Origin of the sequence: Pseudomonas sp. ADPe, assembly GCF_014843515.1 — a bacterium.
GTDB classification, from domain to species: Bacteria; Pseudomonadota; Gammaproteobacteria; order Pseudomonadales; family Pseudomonadaceae; genus Pseudomonas; species Pseudomonas citronellolis.
In genome coordinates, this window is record NZ_CP062122.1 from 5,176,818 (window position 1) to 5,191,947 (window position 15,130).

Sequence of the window (15,130 nt, forward strand, 5' to 3'; positions counted from 1 at the left end):
TCCTCGCCTGCCCCCGCCTTGCCTGGCTCTAGCTCGCCGCCCCTGGAACGATTTTGGGTGTCAACGAATACATGAGGGTGCAGCCATGCTGCTCAACCTGTTCAACGAAATGCGCGCGGCCAAGGTGCCTGTGTCGGTGCGCGAGCTGCTGGACCTGATCAACGCGCTCCAGCAACGCGTGGTGTTCGCCGACATGGACGAGTTCTACTACCTCGCCCGCACCATCATGGTGAAGGACGAGCGCCATTTCGATAAGTTCGACCGGGCTTTCGGCGCCTACTTCAAGGGCCTGGAGAAGCTCGACGACCACCTCAAGGCGCTGATCCCCGAGGAATGGCTGCGCAAGGAGTTCGAGCGCCTGCTGACCGACGAGGAGCGCGCGCAGATCCAGTCCCTGGGCGGCCTGGACAAGCTCATCGAGGAGTTCAAGAAGCGCCTGGAGGAGCAGAAGGAACGCCACGCCGGCGGCAACAAGTGGATCGGCACCGGCGGCACCAGCCCGTTCGGCTCCGGCGGCTTCAACCCCGAGGGCATCCGCGTGGGCGACGCCGGCAAGCGCCAGGGCAAGGCGGCCAAGGTCTGGGACCAGCGCGAGTACAAGAACCTCGACGACCAGGTCGAGTTGGGCACGCGCAACATCAAGATCGCCCTGCGCCGCCTGCGCAAGTTCGCCCGCGAAGGCGCGGCGGAAGAGCTGGACATCGACGGCACCATCGACCACACGGCCAAGGACGCCGGGCTGCTCAACATCCAGATGCGCCCGGAGCGGCGCAACACCGTGAAGCTCCTGCTGCTGCTGGACATCGGTGGCTCCATGGACGCCCACGTGAAGGTCTGCGAGGAACTGTTCTCGGCCTGCAAGACCGAGTTCAAGCACCTGGAATACTTCTACTTCCACAATTTCATCTACGAGTCGGTGTGGAAGAACAACCTGCGCCGCACCAGCGAACGCACCGCCACCTTCGACCTGCTGCACAAGTACGGGCCGGACTACAAGGTGGTGTTCGTCGGCGACGCGGCCATGGCGCCCTACGAGATCACCCAGGCCGGCGGCAGCGTCGAGCACTGGAACGAGGAAGCCGGCTACGTGTGGATGCAGCGCTTCATGGAGAAGTACAAGAAGCTCATCTGGATCAACCCGTACCCGAAGGACACCTGGAACTACACCGCCTCCACCAACCTGGTGCGCGAACTGGTGAAGGACCAGATGTACCCGCTGACCCTGCGCGGGCTGGAAGAGGGGATGCGCTTCCTTTCGCGCGGGTGAGCCCGCTCTGCGCCAACCATCGCGCTCCCCTGTAGGAGCGCGCCCTGCGCGCGAATCGCGGGCAGGGCCCGCTCCTGCAATTGCCGCCTTTGCCTTGCCAAATCCCATGCCCGCGACGGTAACATCGCGGGCACGGCGCAGCGCTCCTATGGGCAAGACATGACCGGAACCAGTTTTTCCCGCAACACCTGGCTCAACTCCCTGCACATGACCACCCTGACGGTTTCCCTGCTGGAAGCCGAAGGCCATGAGCGCGACGGCATCCTCGAAGGCAGCGGCATCACCGCCGCCGACCTGGTGGACCTGCGCCGCCTGGTCAGCCCCTGGCAGGAGCAGCAGGTGTTCGCCAACGCCGAGCGCCTGGCCGCCGAACCCGCCCTGGGCCTGCGCCTGGGCCTGCGCACGCGGATTTCCGCCTACGGCCTGCTGGGCTATGCGCTGCTTTCGGCGCCGACCCTCGGCGAGGCGCTACGCATCGGCCTGAGCTACCCGGTGCTGCTGGGCACCTACTTCCACCTGGCGCTGCAGGTCGAAGGCGAGGTGGCCTGGCTGGTGGCCACCGGCTACAGCGAGGACGAGGCCCTGCGGCCGTTCAACACCGAACTCTGCCTGGGCTCGATGAAGGTCACCTGCGGCGACCTGCTGGGCCAGCCGCTGGAGCTGCTGTGCGCGGAGTTCGACTATGCCGGCCCGCCCGAGCGCGAGGCCGCCTACGCCGAAGGCTTCGCCTGCGGCCTGCGCTTCGGCGCTTCGCGTAGCGCCTTCGGCTTCCCCGCCGCCTGGCTGGAGCGCCGCCTGCCGCTGGCCGACCCGGTGACGCACCGCGAGATGCTCGAACAGTGCCGCCGGCAGAACGTCGACCTGGCCGCCCGTCGCGCCTGGCTGGACAAGGTCCGCGGCATCCTCGGCGAGCGCCTGCAGGCGCCGCCGGGCCTGGAGGAACTGGCGCGGCGCCTGAACTGCTCCTCGCGCAGCCTGCGCCGGCACCTGCAGCAACAGCAGACCAGCTACCAGCAACTGCTCGACGAACTGCGCTTCGCCCGCGCCAAGGAACTGCTGCAGGGCGGCGACATGCCCATCTACCGCATCGCCGAGGAACTTGGCTTCAGCGAAACCGCCAGCCTGCGCCACGCCTTCCAGCGCTGGAGCGGCCAGCCGCCGAGCCATTTTCGCGCCTGAAACCCGTAGGGCGCATAACGCCTACGGCGTTATCCGCCGTTTGACCTTGGTTACCGGCTCGCTCGGTGTTGAGCTTGGCGCTGGTCATGCATTTCCCCGGATCGACCGAGGCAGGGTCGATGAGAAAGGTGAGGCGGCGGATAACCGTGAACGGTTATTCGCCCTACGCAACCCCACCCGCGCCGTTCCCATGTAGGAGCGCGCCCTGCGCGCGAATCGCGGGCAGGGCCCGCTCCTACGAAGAGCAGCCCGGCGCGGCCTGCAAGACAGTTGCTCCTACGATCGACCACTCATGGCCGCGCCTCCAGGATCAGGTTGAACGGCGTCTCCGCCGCCCGGCGGAAGCGGGTGAACCCGGCTTCTTCGAACACCGCGCGCAGCCGCGCCTCGCCCGCCTGGGCGCCCAGGCCCAGGCCCACTTCCTGGGACAGCGAGTTGGGCGTGCAGATGAAGGTCGAGGCGGCGTAGAACAGCTTGCCGATGGGCGTCAGGTTGTCTTCCAGTCGGTCGCCGGCGTAGGGCTCCACCAGCAGCACCGTACCGTCCGGCGCCAGGTGGCGCAAGGCGTGGCGGGCGGCGCCCACCGGGTCGCCCATGTCGTGCAGGCAGTCGAAGTAGCAGATCAGGTCGTACTCGCCCAGGTAGTCCTTGGCGCTGGCCTGGGTGAAGGCCACGCGGTCCTCGACGCTGGCCTCGCGGGCGCGCTGGCTGGCGGTTTCCACCGAGGGCGCGTGGTAGTCGAAGCCGGCGAAGCGCGAGGCCGGGAAGGCCTGGGCCATGATCACCGTGGAAGCGCCGTGGCCGCAGCCGATGTCGGCCACCCGCGCGCCGTTCTGCAGCTTGGCCACCACGTCGTCCAGCGCCGGCAGCCACTCGTCCACCAAGTGCGCGCGGTAGCCGGGGCGGAAGAAACGCTCGGTGCCGCGGAACAGGCAGGGGTGGTGGTCGCCCCAGGGCAGGGCGCCGTCGCCGCGCATGGCGGCCAGCAGCTTGTCCTTGTCCTGGTACAGCGAGGCCAGCACGCCGGCGCCGCCGGCCACGTACACTGGCGAGTCCTCGATGGCCAGGGCCATGGCCTGTTCCTCGGGCAGGCGGAAGTTGCCGCCTTCGTGCTCCAGGTAGCCGGCGGCGGCCTGGGCGCTGAGCCATTCGCGCAGCAGCCGCGGGTTGCAGCCGGTGCGCTCGGCCAGGGCCTGCGGGCTTACCGGCTGGTTGTCGGCCATGGCCCGGTACAGGCCCAGTTCGTCGCCGAGGATGACGTTCGCCAGCATGGCCGCGCCGCCCATGTCGGCGACCAGGCGGCCCATGAAGTCGTTGAGTTTGGCTTCGTCCATGGCAGCTCCTCCGCTGTCGGGCGCCCGCGCGGCGGCGGGGGCTCCGGGTGGATGGCGGGAGGTGCCGGTTCTCCGTACGCGAGGCGAACAGCGGGGCAGGGCAGGCGCCGGCCCGGGGCGGGCGCGTGCCGGCAGCCGCGGTTCGCGCGTCATTGCCGGCCCGGGGCGGGCGGCCCCTCGGCGGGGCGTCGTTTCAGTCTAGCGCTGCGGCCGCGGCGGGTGGCGCCGGCCGACGCCCGGCGTCAGCGGGCGGAATCGCCCAGGCCGCCGTTGCGCATGATCTGCGCGATGATCGGCACCGGCGTCATCAGGTGGTTGCGCATCATCTCGCTGGCCTTGGCGGCGTCGCGGGCGAGGATCGCCTCGACCAGCGCGGCGTGCTCCTGGCGCTTGAGCTCCAGGGCCTGCTCGGAGAACACCGTGTGCGTCAGCCACAGGTGGCGGTAGCGCTCGGCCTGGTCGAACAGGTAGGTGCGCGCCTGCAGCAGGTGCTTGGAGCCGCAACCCTGGGCGATGGCGGTGTGGAAGGCCTTGTGCCGCTCGTCCCAGACGTCCAGGCGCTGCTCGCGGGTCTTCACTTCCACCACCTTGGCCAGGGTGTGCGAATTCGCCAGCACCTGCGCTTCCCAGGCGTCGTCGCCGCGCTGGATGGCCAGGCCGACGATCATCGCTTCCAGGTTGGCGCGGGCGTCGTAGATGTCCTGCATCTCTTCCAGCGACATGGGCGCCACGCGGTAGCCCTTCTGGCTGATGGCCACCACCAGGTGCTCCGCCACCAGTTGCGACAGGGCCTCGCGCAGCGGGCCCACGCCCAGGTCGTAGCGCTCCTTCAGGGTGCTCATCAGCAGCTTTTCGCCGGGTTTGAAGACGCCGCGGATGATGTCCTTCTTGAGCCACTCGTAACCGCTGACGGCCGAGTTCTGACGGGGGGCGATCGCTTCCAAATCCAGCTCCTGTGGGGATTTGCGCTGGATCATACCCAAATGTCGTAGGGACGAAAAACAATAGACAGGACGGCTATTTGTCTTCGAAAAATAAAAATGTAGACATTCTTATGTTGTGGCGATATTTTTCTCCTGCCCGCCTGATCCAGGTCATTGCCGGACGGCGCCACCCCATCATTGCCAGGACACCGCCATGAACGCCTTCACCTCCATCCAGGACCTCGCCATGCCCCTGCCGCTGGAGACCCGCGGCTACTCGGTAGCGCCCTCGGCGCAGTCGCCGCGCCTGCTGGAACTGACCTTCGCCCGTGAAACCGTGCAGGCCTTCGTCGAGGCGGTGGCGCAGTGGCCGGTGCAGGCCCTGGAGTACAAGTCGTTCCTGCGCTTCCGCGTCGCCCAGATCCTAGACGAGCTGTGCGAAGGCACCCTGCGCCCGGTGCTGCTGAACACCATCCTCGACCGCGCCACCGGCGGCATGCTGGTCAAGCCCGAGGGCCTGGACGACGTGGCCCAGGCCGAGGACATGGTGAAGTTCTCCACCGCCATCGCGCACCTGATCGGCCGTTCCAACTACGACGCCATGAGCGGCCAGTTCTATGCCCGCTTCGTGGTGGTCAACAGCGACAACTCCGACAGCTACCTGCGCCAGCCGCACCGCGTGATGGAGCTGCACAACGACGGCACCTTCGTCAATCAGATCACCGACTACGTGCTGATGATGAAGATCGAAGAGAAGAACATGGAGGGCGGCGACTCCCTGCTGCTGCACCTGGACGACTGGAACGAGCTGGACGAGTTCTACCGCCACCCGCTGGCCCGCCGCGAAATGCGCTGGACCGCGCCGCCGAGCAAGAAGGTCAGTGAGGACGTGTTCCACGCGGTGTTCGACTGCGACGCCGAAGGCCGCCCGACCATGCGCTACATCGACCAGTTCGTGCAGCCGAAGGACTTCGAGGAAGGCATCTGGCTGAATGCCCTGTCCGACTCCCTGGAAACCAGCCCGGCCAAGCTCTCGGTGCCGGTGCCCCAGGGCTGCTTCCTGCTGATCAACAACCTGTTCTGGCTGCACGGCCGCGACCGCTTCACCCCGCACGAGGGCCTGCGCCGCGAGCTGATGCGCCAACGCGGCTACATCGCCTACCAGAAACCGCTGTACCAGCGCGGCCAGTAATTCCGACAGCGTCACCCTTGCCACAGGAGTGGGCTCGCCCGCGAAGGTCCGCGCACGGTCTTCGCCGGCGGCCCGCTCCTGTGGGTCTTTTTCAGCTGAGCCAGTGCGCGAGGTAATGGCTGTGTACGATTTCATCATCATCGGCGGCGGCATCGTCGGCATGTCCACCGCGATGCAACTCACCCAGGTCTACCCGGACGCGAAGATCCTCCTGCTGGAGAAGGAAGCCGGCCCGGCCCGCCACCAGACCGGGCACAACAGCGGCGTGATCCACGCCGGCGTCTACTACACCCCCGGCAGCCTCAAGGCGAAGTTCTGCCTGGCCGGCAACAAGGCCACCAAGGCCTTCTGCGACAAGCACGGCATCCGCTACGACGAATGCGGCAAGCTGCTGGTGGCTACCAACGAGCTGGAGATGGAGCGCATGCGGGCGCTCTGGGAACGCACCGCGGCCAACGGCCTGGAGCGCCACTGGCTGAGCGCCGGCGAGCTGCGCGAACGCGAGCCGAACATCGTCGGCATGGGCGGCATCTTCGTGCCCTCCAGCGGCATCGTCAGCTACGCCGAAGTCACCGCCGCCATGGGCCGCGAGTTCCAGGCCGCCGGTGGCGAGATCCGCTACAACGCCGAGGTGACGGCGCTGGACGAGCGCGCCGAGGAAGTGGTGGTGCGCACCACCGACAACGAGTTCCGCGGCCGCTACCTGGTCACCTGCTCGGGCCTGATGGCCGACCGCATCGTGCGCATGCTGGGCCTGGAGCCGCAGTTCATCATCTGCCCGTTCCGTGGCGAGTACTACCTGCTGCCCAGGCAGCACAACCAGATCGTCAACCACCTGATCTACCCGATCCCCGATCCGTCCATGCCGTTCCTCGGCGTGCACCTGACGCGGATGATCGACGGCACCGTCACCGTCGGCCCCAACGCCGTGCTGGCGATGAAACGCGAAGGTTACCGCAAGACCGACGTCAGCCTTTCCGACCTGTTCGAGACACTGACTTCGCCGGGCATCCTCAAGGTGCTGGCGAAGAACCTGCGCCCGGGCCTGATCGAGATGAAGAACTCGCTGTTCAAGGGCGGCTACCTCAAGGAAGTGCAGAAGTACTGCCCGAGCATCGTCAAGAGCGACCTCACCGAGTACCCGGCCGGCGTGCGCGCCCAGGCCGTGTCGCGCGACGGCAAGCTGATCGACGACTTCCTCTTCGTCAACACCAGGCGCAGCGTCAACGTCTGCAACGCGCCGTCGCCGGCCGCCACCTCGGCCATCCCGATCGGCGCCTACATCGTCGAGAAGGTCCGTGAACAGGTCGCAGCCCAAGGCGGCGACTTCGCCAGGGCCGCCACCCCCGACAACAACCTGCGGGCTGCCGGCTGAGCCGCCCGCCGCCGATAACGAGGAAGAACGCGTGCAACTCAAAGACTCCAGCCTGTTCCGCCAGCAGGCCTACATCGACGGTGCCTGGGTGGATGCCGACAACGGCCAGACCCTCAAGGTCAACAACCCGGCGACTAACGAGATCATCGGCAGCGTGCCGAAGATGGGCGCCGCCGAGACCCGCCGCGCCATCGAAGCCGCCGACCGCGCCCTGCCGGCCTGGCGCGCGCTGACCGCCAAGGACCGTGCCAACAAGCTGCGCCGCTGGTTCGAACTGATGATCGAGAACCAGGACGACCTGGCTCGTCTGATGACCCTCGAGCAGGGCAAGCCGCTGACCGAAGCCAGGGGCGAGATCGCCTACGCCGCCTCCTTCCTCGAGTGGTTCGGCGAAGAGGCCAAGCGCGTCTACGGCGACATGATCCCCGGCCACCAGCCGGACAAGCGCCTGATGGTGATCAAGCAGCCCATCGGCGTCACCGCGGCCATCACGCCGTGGAATTTCCCCTCGGCGATGATCACCCGCAAGGCCGGCCCGGCCCTGGCCGCTGGCTGCACCATGGTCCTCAAGCCCGCTTCGCAGACGCCGTATTCCGCCCTGGCCCTGGCCGAGCTGGCCGAGCGTGCCGGCATCCCGAAAGGTGTGTTCAGCGTGGTTACTGGCAGCGCCGGCGAAGTCGGCGGCGAGCTGACCAGCAATCCCGTCGTACGCAAGCTGACCTTCACCGGCTCCACCGAGATCGGCCGCCAACTGATGGCCGAGTGCGCCAAGGACATCAAGAAGGTCTCGCTGGAGCTGGGCGGCAACGCGCCCTTCATCGTCTTCGACGATGCCGACCTGGACGCCGCCGTGGACGGTGCGCTGGTTTCCAAGTACCGCAACAACGGCCAGACCTGTGTCTGCGCCAACCGCCTGTACATCCAGGACGGCGTGTACGACGCCTTCGTCGAGAAGCTCAAGGCTGCCGTCGCCCGCCTGAACATCGGCAACGGCCTGGAAAACGGCGTGACCACCGGCCCGCTGATCGACGCCAAGGCCGTGGTCAAGGTCGAGGAGCACATCGCCGATGCCGTGAGCAAGGGCGCCAAGGTCGTCGCCGGCGGCAAGCCCCACGCCCTGGGCGGCACCTTCTTCGAGCCGACCATCCTGGTCGACGTGCCGAACGACGCCGCCGTCGCCAAGGAAGAAACCTTCGGCCCGCTGGCGCCGCTGTTCCGCTTCAAGGACGAGGCCGAGGTGATCGCCATGTCCAACGACACCGAGTTCGGCCTGGCCGCCTACTTCTACGCCCGCGACCTGGGCCGCGTGTTCCGCGTCGGCGAGGCGCTGGAGTACGGCATCGTCGGCATCAACACCGGGATCATCTCCAACGAAGTCGCTCCCTTCGGCGGCATCAAGGCCTCGGGCCTGGGCCGCGAAGGCTCCAGGTACGGCATCGAGGACTACCTGGAAATCAAATACCTGTGCATCGGCGTGTAAGCCGCGGCCACCCCCATTCCTGACCTGGAGACAGCTATGAACAGCAACCAGAGCCTGCAACAACGGCGCATGGCCGCCATCCCGCGCGGCGTCGGCCAGATCCACCAGATCTACGCCGAGCGCGCCGAGAACGCCACCATCTGGGACGTGGAAGGCCGCGAGTACCTGGACTTCGCCGGCGGCATCGCCGTGCTCAACACCGGCCACCTGCACCCGAAGGTGATGGCCGCCGTGCAGGCGCAGATGGCCAAGCTGACCCACACCTGCTTCCACGTGTTCGGCTACGAGGGCTACGTGGCCCTGGCCGAGAAGATCAACGGCATGATTCCCGGCGACTTCGAGAAGAAGACCCTGCTGGTGACCACCGGCGCCGAAGCCGTGGAGAACGCCATCAAGATCGCCCGCGCCGCCACCGGCCGCAGCGGCGTGATCGCCTTCACCGGTGCCTACCACGGCCGCACCCACTACACCCTGGCGCTGACCGGCAAGGTCGTGCCGTACTCCGCCGGCCTGGGCCTGATGCCCGGCGGCGTGTTCCGCGCGCAGTACCCGAACGCGCTGCACGGCGTATCGGTGGACGACGCCATCGCCAGCATCGAGCGCATCTTCAAGAACGACGCGCAGCCGCGCGACATCGCCGCGATCATCCTCGAGCCGGTGCAGGGCGAGGGCGGCTTCAACCCGGCGCCGAAGGACTTCATGCAGCGCCTGCGCGCCCTGTGCGACGAGCACGGCATCGTGCTGATCGCCGACGAAGTGCAGACCGGCGCCGGCCGCACCGGCACCTTCTTCGCCATGGAGCAGATGGGCGTCGCCGCCGACCTGACCACCTTCGCCAAGTCCATCGCCGGCGGCTTCCCGCTGGCCGGCGTGGCCGGCAAGGCCGAGCTGATGGACGCGGTGGCCCCGGGCGGCCTGGGCGGCACCTACGCCGGCAACCCGATCTCCTGCGCCGCCGCCCTGGCGGTGATCGAGGCCTTCGAGGAAGAAAACCTGCTGCAGCGCGCCCAGGCCGTGGGCGAGATCCTCGGCGCCGGCCTGCGCCAGATCGGCGAGCGTCACGCCAGCGTTGGCGACGTGCGCATCCTCGGCGCCATGGTCGCGGTGGAACTGTTCGAAGCCGACGGCCGGACCCCAGCCGCCGAGCTGACCGCGAAGATCGTCGCCAAGGCCCGCGACAAGGGCCTGGTGCTGCTGTCCTGCGGCACCTACTACAACGTCCTGCGCATCCTCGTGCCGCTGACCGTCAGCGACGCCGACCTGCAGCGCGGCCTGGGCATCATCGGCGAGTGCTTCGACGAACTGGCCTGAGGTTCCTCCGCGTGCGCCGCGGTCCCTTTCCCTGAAGGGGCCGCGCCGAAGAGAACAAAGACGGACCCCGTACCCGCCCGTGCCCACGCACGGGTGGGCCGGGCCATTTCCGCCGCAGGGACGCAGCTTTACAAGGTGAGACCATGCAACAGCTCAACAAGAACAACCTGAGCCATGGGTTGAAATCGCGGCATGTGACCATGCTGTCCATCGCCGGCGTGATCGGCGCCGGCCTCTTCGTCGGCTCCGGCCGCGCCATCGCCGAGGCGGGCCCGGCGGCCATCCTCGCGTACATGCTGGCCGGCGCCCTGGTGGTGATCGTCATGCGCATGCTGGCCGAGATGGCCGTGGCGTCGCCCGACACCGGCTCCTTCTCCACCTACGCCGACCGCGCCATCGGCAAGTGGGCCGGCTACACCATCGGCTGGCTGTACTGGTGGTTCTGGGTCCTGGTGATCCCCATCGAGGCGAACATCGCCGCCACCATCATCAACAGCTGGGTGCCGCAGCTGGACATCTGGGTGCTGTCCCTGGCCATCACCCTGCTGCTCACCGTGACCAACCTGTTCAGCGTGAAGAACTACGGCGAGTTCGAGTTCTGGCTGGCGCTGGTGAAAGTGATCGCCATCGTCGGCTTCATCATCCTCGGCGCCTGCGCCATCCTCGGCCTGCTGCCGGATACCGGCGTCAGCGGCGTGTCGCGCCTGTGGGACAACGGCGGCTTCATGCCCAACGGCTTCGGCGCGGTGCTCAGCGCCATGCTGATCACCATGTTCTCGTTCCTCGGCGCGGAAGTGGTGACCATCGCCGCCGCCGAATCGGACGCTGCCGAAAAGCAGATTTCCAAGGCCACCAACTCGGTGATCTGGCGGATCACCCTGTTCTACATCCTGTCGATCTTCATCGTCGTCGCCCTGGTGCCCTGGACCGATTCGCGCCTGGCCGCCGACGGCTCCTACGTGACCGTGCTGGAAGTGCTCGGCGTGCCCCACGCCAAGGCGCTAATCGACGTGGTGGTGCTGACCTCGGTGACCAGCTGCCTGAACTCGTCGCTGTACACCGCCTCGCGCATGCTCTACTCGCTGAGCAGCCGCGGCGACGCCCCGGCCGCCGCGCGCATCACCAGCCGCGCCGGCACCCCGGTGGTGGCGGTGCTGCTGTCCACCGCCGCGGCCTTCGCCACGGTGATCGCCAACTACCTGGTGCCCGCGCAGGTGTTCGGCTTCCTCATGGCCAGCTCCGGCGCCATCGCCCTGCTGGTGTACCTGGTGATCGCCATCTCCCAGCTGCGCATGCGCAAGCGCATGAACGCCGAGGGCCAGGTGCCGCAGTACCGCATGTGGCTGTTCCCCTGGCTGACCTGGGGTGTGATCCTGTTCATCGTCGGCGTCCTGGTGCTGATGCTGCTGCGCCCGGACCACCGCGTGGAAGTGACCGCCACCGCGTTGCTGAGCGTGCTGATCGTCTGCTCCGGCCTGCTGGTCACCCGCCGCCGCGCGCGTGGCGAGCAGGGCGCTACACGCCTGAGCGTGGCCGAGCGCTGATGGGCTTTTCGTAGGAGCGAGGCACGTAGCTCAACCGTAAGCGGACCTTGTCCGCGATAGCCGGACGTCCCGGCGCGATTCGCGGATGAGATCTCCTACAGGTTGCCCATACGCCGTGCCCTTGTAGGAGCACGCCCTGCGCGCGAATCGCAGGCAGGGCCTGCTCCTACAGGTTTCCGTGAGGCACGTAGTTCAACCGTAGGATCTCATCCGCGAATCGCGCCGACAGGTCCGCGATGCCCGATTGCGAGGCGCCGGTCTGCCCCGTATAACGGCTTCTTTGCCCGTAACAAGGAAGCCGCCAGCATGATCACCCTCAGCGCCCTCTACCGTTACCCGCTCAAGTCCGGGCAGTTCGAGCCCCTGGAGCGCATCGGGCTGGACGCCCTCGGCCTGCAGGGCGACCGTCGCTGGATGGCGGTGGAGGCTTCCAATGGGCGCTTCCTCACCCAGCGCCTGCTGCCGCAGTTGGGCCGCATCGAGGCGCGCTGGCAGGACTCTGGCAAGGCCCTGCGCCTGCGTGCGCCGGGGATGGAGGACCTGCTGGTGGCGGTGCCCGGCGTGGACGATGCGCTGCGCGGCGTGACCATCTGGCGCGACAGCCTGCAGGTGCCGGATGCCGGCGAGGCCGCAGCGGACTGGCTGAGCCGCTTCCTCGGCCGCCCGTGCCGGCTGGTGGAGATTCCCGAGCAGCGCGCCCGGCAGGTGGACACCGCCTATGCCGAGCCGGGCGAGAAGGTGCATTTCGCCGATGGCTTCCCGCTGCTGCTGATGAGCCAGGCCTCGGTGGACGACCTGGCCGCGCGCGTCGGCCATCCCCTGGAGATGCTGCGCTTCCGCCCCAACCTGGTGCTGGAGGGCAGCGCGCCCTATGCCGAGGATGGCTGGAAGCGCATCCGCATCGGCGAAGTCGAATTCCGCGTGGTCAAGCCCTGCGGCCGCTGCATCCTCACCACCATCGACCCGCACACCGGCGAGCGCGACCCCAACCGCGAACCCCTGGCGACGCTGCTCAAGTACCGCCAGGTGGACGGCGAGGCGCTGCTCGGGCAGAACCTGCTCCCCCTCGGCCGCGGCGAGCTGCGCGTGGGCATGCCGGTGGAAATCCTGGAGTGATCCAGCTCCCGCGGATGCGCATCCGCCCGCACCTGTAGGAGCGGGCCCTGCCCGCGATTTCGCGCGCAGGGCGCGCTCCTACAGAAGAGCGGCGAGGAGCGGATCTCATCCGCGAATCGCGCCGGTGGTTCCGGCTATCGCGGACAAGGTCCTACCCCCTTCGGCAGGCACAAGACCCGTAGGATGGTGTTGAGCGAAGCGATACCCATCAGCGCAACCGCATGGGTTTCGCAAGCTCAACCCATCCTACGAAGAGCATCTCGGCGCGGCCGGCAAGACAGTTGCTCCTACATTCTTCGGTAGACACAACCCTAGGATGGGTGGAGCGAAGCGATACCCATCGCCACGATTCTGGAAGGCGCTCCGGCCCGCGCTCGAAGTGCGCGGATGCGAAGGTCAGGCGGCGGATAACCGCGAACGGTTATCCGCTCTACGCCAAGCGTGCGGGAGGGGCGGTCAGAGCTCGTCGAAGAAGCGCTCGTGCCAGTCCACCAGCGGCTGCGGCACGCCGATCTTCTGGCCGTAGATGACCGCGTAGGACAGCACGTTCTGCACGTACTGGCGGGTTTCATCGAAGGGGATGCTCTCCACCCAGACGTCGAAGGACAGGTGGCGGGCGTCCTTCAGCCACTGGCGCACGCGGCCGGGGCCGGCGTTGTAGGCGGCGGTGGCGAGCACGCGGTTGCCGTTGAACTGGCCCTGCACCTGGCTGAGGTAGGCGGCGCCGAGGCGGATGTTGAGGTCCGGCACTATCAGCTGCTGCGGCCCGGCCAGGGGAATGCCGAACTTCTTCGAGGTTTCCTTGGCGGTGGCCGGCATCAGCTGCATCAGGCCGGTGGCGCCGACGCCGGAGCGCGCATCGGACATGAAGGCGCTTTCCTGGCGGGTGATGGCGAACACCCAGCTGGGGTGCAGGTCGCGGTTACGCGCTTCGCGCAGCAGGCTGTCGCGGTGCGCCACCGGGAAGCGGATGTCGAGGTCGTCCCAGTACTGCGCCTGGCTGATGGCGCGGATGGCCGGGAAGTACCACTGCATGTCGTAGGCCATGCGGGCCTGGGCCAGCAGTTCGTCGCGGTTGAACACCCGCGCGGCGTAGTACCACTCGCGGCGGGCGCTGATCACGTCGCCGCGGGCGTAGAACTCCAGGGCGCGGCGGGTGCTGGCGGCGTTGCGCACGCGCTGCATCACCTGCGGGCTGATGCTCACCGGGCGGTTGTTCAACTGGTAGGGCGCGTTGATCCGGTCGGCGGCGAGGAAGCCGTAGAAGTCGCGTTCGCGCGCCAGCGGCTGGTACAGCGCCATGGCCTGCGGGTTCTGCGGCTGGGCCAGTTGCAGGGTGCGCGCCTGCCAGTAGCGCCAGCGGTTGGTTTCGGCGAGGTCCTTGGGCAGCTGGCGCGTCAACTGGTAGGCGTCTTCCCAGCGGCCCAGGCGCATCAGCAGGCGCAGGCGCCATTCGCTGACGGTGTTGTCGCGCAGCTCGGGATCGTAGCGGGTCATCAGCGGCAGGGCGCGCGGGTCGTAGCGGCGCGCCAGGCCCAGGCCGATCTGCCGGGCGATGTTGACCTTCTCCTCGCCGGTGAACGGCAGGCTGCTCTCGTAGCCGTCGAGCAGGCCCAGGGCGCGTTCCGGGTCCTGCTTGGCCAGGCGCCGCAGGCCCAGGCCGACGACGTCGGCCATGGCGTGGGTGCGCAGGCTGAAGCGTTCGGTCTGGCTCAGCTGGGCGGGGTTCTGCGCCACCTTGACCATCAGCTCGCCGAGGCTGCCGAGGGTCGGCAGGCGCTTGGCGAGGGTGGTGGCCAGGCCGTAGTTGCCTTTCTCGGCCGCCAGCTTCAGGCGCCTCCAGACCATGTCCTCGGTGAGCTGGCCGTCGGTCTGCCAGAGATCGAACAGGGTGTCGCAGGCGTCGGGTTGCGACTTGCCCACCAGCCACAGCTTCTGCGCGGTCTCGTAGCCGGCGGCCTTCTGCCCGTGGGTGAGCTGGTACTGGCCGTACAGGCAGTCCAGCTCGGTGAAGTTCATCTTCGGGTCGTAGTAGTTGAGGAAGGTCTTCCAGTCCTGGCGGTCGGCCAGCTGGCGCAGCCAGCGCAGCTTCAGCCAGTTGATCTGCGGCAGGTCGCCGTGCTCGGTGAGGAAGCCCTCGATCTCGGCGTCGCTGGCGCTTTTCAGACGGTTGGTCAGGTCGTCGTAGCCCAGGTAGGGTTCCAACGGATAATCCGCCAGGGCCTGGCGGTAGCGCAGGTAGGGGCCGTTGTCGTTGCGCGCCAGGGCGGCCTTGGCCTCGTCGTACATCTGCCGCTGTTGCTGCAGCGGGGCAGCGTGCGCCGGCGCGGCGCTGGTCAGGGTGAGGATCAGGCAGGAGAACAATAGTGAAAGGCGACCGCGCATGACTCTTCCGCAAAGTGATTCGTG

Annotated in this window: 11 protein-coding genes; 8 read left to right on the forward strand and 3 right to left on the reverse strand. The window is 67.7% G+C overall.

Features of this window, described 5'->3' with window-relative positions; genetic code table 11:
• Positions 1-85 precede the first annotated feature (85 nt).
• Both IG194_RS23605 and IG194_RS23610 read left to right on the forward strand, forming a co-directional pair.
• Positions 86-1,267, forward strand: coding sequence for a vWA domain-containing protein (locus tag IG194_RS23605; protein ID WP_009623572.1), 1,182 nt, complete (start codon positions 86-88; stop codon positions 1,265-1,267).
• A 159-nt stretch (positions 1,268-1,426) separates the two neighbouring features.
• Complete coding sequence (locus IG194_RS23610; RefSeq protein WP_058488903.1) at positions 1,427-2,446, forward strand: AraC family transcriptional regulator; 1,020 nt, start codon at positions 1,427-1,429, stop codon at positions 2,444-2,446.
• 290 nt (positions 2,447-2,736) lie between these two features.
• Here IG194_RS23610 and IG194_RS23615 read toward each other — a convergent pair whose 3' ends face one another.
• Both IG194_RS23615 and csiR read right to left on the reverse strand, forming a co-directional pair.
• The gene (locus tag IG194_RS23615) at positions 2,737-3,780 is read right to left on the reverse strand and encodes a class I SAM-dependent methyltransferase (protein ID WP_058488904.1); all 1,044 of its coding nucleotides are present in this window, start codon (positions 3,778-3,780) and stop codon (positions 2,737-2,739) included.
• A 242-nt stretch (positions 3,781-4,022) separates the two neighbouring features.
• Complete coding sequence (csiR, locus tag IG194_RS23620; RefSeq protein WP_176707190.1) at positions 4,023-4,724, reverse strand: DNA-binding transcriptional regulator CsiR; 702 nt, start codon at positions 4,722-4,724, stop codon at positions 4,023-4,025.
• 193 nt (positions 4,725-4,917) lie between these two features.
• On the opposite strand from csiR, the gene glaH reads away from it, so the two are divergent.
• The 6 genes from glaH (at position 4,918) to IG194_RS23650 (ending at position 12,721) form a co-directional block, all read left to right on the forward strand.
• A complete protein-coding gene (gene glaH, locus IG194_RS23625; protein WP_043270924.1) occupies positions 4,918-5,895 on the forward strand; it encodes a glutarate dioxygenase GlaH in 978 nt (325 codons plus the stop codon).
• A 121-nt stretch (positions 5,896-6,016) separates the two neighbouring features.
• Positions 6,017-7,270, forward strand: a complete 1,254-nt coding sequence (gene lhgO, locus IG194_RS23630) for an L-2-hydroxyglutarate oxidase (RefSeq protein ID WP_058488906.1) — start codon at positions 6,017-6,019, stop codon at positions 7,268-7,270.
• A 31-nt stretch (positions 7,271-7,301) separates the two neighbouring features.
• Positions 7,302-8,750, forward strand: coding sequence for an NADP-dependent succinate-semialdehyde dehydrogenase (gene gabD, locus IG194_RS23635; protein ID WP_058488907.1), 1,449 nt, complete (start codon positions 7,302-7,304; stop codon positions 8,748-8,750).
• A 36-nt stretch (positions 8,751-8,786) separates the two neighbouring features.
• A complete protein-coding gene (gene gabT / locus IG194_RS23640) occupies positions 8,787-10,061 on the forward strand; it encodes a 4-aminobutyrate--2-oxoglutarate transaminase (protein ID WP_058488908.1) in 1,275 nt (424 codons plus the stop codon).
• A gap of 143 nt (positions 10,062-10,204) precedes the next feature.
• Positions 10,205-11,605, forward strand: a complete 1,401-nt coding sequence (gene gabP / locus IG194_RS23645; RefSeq protein WP_058488909.1) for a GABA permease — start codon at positions 10,205-10,207, stop codon at positions 11,603-11,605.
• A gap of 306 nt (positions 11,606-11,911) precedes the next feature.
• Positions 11,912-12,721 carry an MOSC domain-containing protein gene (locus IG194_RS23650; protein ID WP_058488910.1) on the forward strand — a complete coding sequence of 270 codons (810 nt, stop codon included), beginning with the start codon at positions 11,912-11,914 and terminating at the stop codon, positions 12,719-12,721.
• Positions 12,722-13,177: 456 nt separating this feature from the next.
• Here IG194_RS23650 and IG194_RS23655 read toward each other — a convergent pair whose 3' ends face one another.
• Positions 13,178-15,106, reverse strand: a complete 1,929-nt coding sequence (locus IG194_RS23655) for a transglycosylase SLT domain-containing protein (protein WP_058488911.1) — start codon at positions 15,104-15,106, stop codon at positions 13,178-13,180.
• Positions 15,107-15,130: the final 24 nt, after the last annotated feature.

Bases quoted from the DNA above. Each gene is read 5' to 3' on its own strand.
- glaH (WP_043270924.1), top strand. From the start codon at position 4,918: ATGAACGCCTTCACCTCCATCCAGGACCTCGCCATGCCCCTGCCGCTG.
- IG194_RS23615 (WP_058488904.1), bottom strand. From the start codon at position 3,780: ATGGACGAAGCCAAACTCAACGACTTCATGGGCCGCCTGGTCGCCGAC.
- gabP (WP_058488909.1), top strand. From the start codon at position 10,205: ATGCAACAGCTCAACAAGAACAACCTGAGCCATGGGTTGAAATCGCGG.
- IG194_RS23655 (WP_058488911.1), bottom strand. From the start codon at position 15,106: ATGCGCGGTCGCCTTTCACTATTGTTCTCCTGCCTGATCCTCACCCTG.
- IG194_RS23605 (WP_009623572.1), top strand. From the start codon at position 86: ATGCTGCTCAACCTGTTCAACGAAATGCGCGCGGCCAAGGTGCCTGTG.
- IG194_RS23610 (WP_058488903.1), top strand. From the start codon at position 1,427: ATGACCGGAACCAGTTTTTCCCGCAACACCTGGCTCAACTCCCTGCAC.
- IG194_RS23650 (WP_058488910.1), top strand. From the start codon at position 11,912: ATGATCACCCTCAGCGCCCTCTACCGTTACCCGCTCAAGTCCGGGCAG.
- gabT (WP_058488908.1), top strand. From the start codon at position 8,787: ATGAACAGCAACCAGAGCCTGCAACAACGGCGCATGGCCGCCATCCCG.